The sequence below is a fragment of the Lewinellaceae bacterium genome (genome assembly GCA_020636135.1).
Lineage (GTDB): Bacteria > Bacteroidota > Bacteroidia > Chitinophagales > Saprospiraceae > JAGQXC01.
The window spans coordinates 1-1,752 of record JACJYK010000011.1 but is presented as its reverse complement, the minus strand read 5'-3'; the positions used below and the strand labels follow the sequence as shown (position 1 = coordinate 1,752).

General features: G+C 47.0%; 2 protein-coding genes. Both read left to right on the top strand.

Going from position 1 to position 1,752, the window contains the following annotated elements; translation table 11 throughout:
* Positions 1 to 128: 128 nt before the first annotated feature.
* The gene (locus tag H6570_22670) at positions 129 to 791 is read left to right on the top strand and encodes a transposase (protein ID MCB9322097.1); all 663 of its coding nucleotides are present in this window, start codon (positions 129 to 131) and stop codon (positions 789 to 791) included.
* Between the two features lie 116 nt (positions 792 to 907).
* On the top strand, positions 908 to 1,600 hold the full coding sequence (locus H6570_22665; protein MCB9322096.1) for a transposase: 693 nt from the start codon (positions 908 to 910) through the stop codon (positions 1,598 to 1,600).
* Positions 1,601 to 1,752: the final 152 nt, after the last annotated feature.

Genomic DNA, 1,752 nt, shown 5'->3' with positions numbered 1-1,752 from the left:
CCGGGCGGAGACTGACCCCCTCCTCCGCTGAAGCTACGGCGGGCGGAGACTGACCCCCTCCTCCGCTGAACAGGCTGTGTGGGAATAAAAATGCAAAAAAAAGATTTAACTTAGAGAAAAAAAGCAAGATGCGTTATAAAGAGCCATCATCGCGTTCGGAACTAGCCTTGGGATTAGTGGAGGACTTGGTAGACCAGGAGCATTATATCCGGCTGCTGGATGAATTTGTAGAAAGGGCGGTAAGTGCGGATGAAGAGTCCTATAGCCAAAAGGGGCAATCACAGATCGGGCAACGGCCGTATGGAGCCCGGACGCTGATAAAATTATACTTATACGGTTACCTGAATCGAATAAGCAGTAGCCGACGGCTGGAGGTAGAAACACATCGGAATATAGAAATGATCTGGCTGTTAGGCGGTCTGCAACCGGATTTTAAGACCATAGCGGATTATAGGCGGGATCATGGGGAGTCTATCCGAAGGTTATTCAAACAGCTTAATGCCTTTTTAAAGAGCGGTGGGTATTTGGAAGGCAAGCAAGTCAGCATAGATGGGATGCGGGCCAAGGCTAATGCGAATCGAGGAGCCTTGGGCATCAAGAAAATAGAAAACCGACTAAAACGCCTGGACCAGGAATTGGAAAAATATGTCAGCCAACTGAACTACAATGATGAAGTAGATGACCGACTGGATAGACTGGACGCTTTAGCGGACAAAGAAAAAGAGAGCATTGAGCGCATAGCTGAGTTGCATGAAGAGATCCAGGATCTGTTAAAAAAAAAGCATACATAGAAACAGATCCTAAAAACAAGGTGAATTTCACGGATGTGGATGCGCCCTTGAGCCACAGCCGGGATGGCTGTATGCCGATACACAATATACAAAGCGCTGTATGCGACAAATATAAAATGATCCTGTGTAGCCAGACTACAGCTAAGGCTAATGACCGATCCAACCTTAAACCTATGGTAGAGCAAATCGAAGCTGAGTATGGGGTTCGACCGGAAATTGCCCGGGCCGATTCCGATTATTTTAATATCCCGGATATCCAGCAGTTGGAAGCCTTAGGAACCATTTGTTATTGCAACATACCGAAAAATGCTGAAGGCAGGACAGGAACAGATGAACACGGTCAACCCATCCTATTTACCTATGATGTTCAACTTGATCAATATACCTGTTCGCAAGGAAAGCCGTTGGTGCGCAAAGGATACGAAACTAAAGGACAGCGCAAAGCCGTACGTTACCAGGGAACCCAATGCCAGGATTGCCCAATAAGGGAAAAATGCACCAGGTCTACACGTGCTCGTACAATTTACCGTTACGATGATGAGCAATGGAAAGAACAATATATTCGCCGGATGAAATCCCCAAATGGGCGCCGGCAAAGTGCCTTGCGAAGGGCAAATGTAGAGCACCCCTTTGGCACCATAAAGGTTACAATGATGGATCGCCTTCAACTCAAGTTGCGAGGTACTTATAAGGTCCACACCGAAGTATGCTTATACCATTTCGCTTATAATTTCAAGCGCTTGGTCAATATTGCATCCTTCGAGCACATTCGGCTGATGATCCGAAATTTTGACTTTAAAACTAAGTAAACCAAAGCAAAAACCCGTTTAGTTGCACCCTGTCGTGGTATACCGCAGGGGCTCACGCAAGCTACTTTGGGTGGGGGACTCCCGTTTGGATGAGGATTAAGGGTATTGACTTTCTGTTCCCACACAGCCTGTGAAGCTACGGCGGGCGGAGA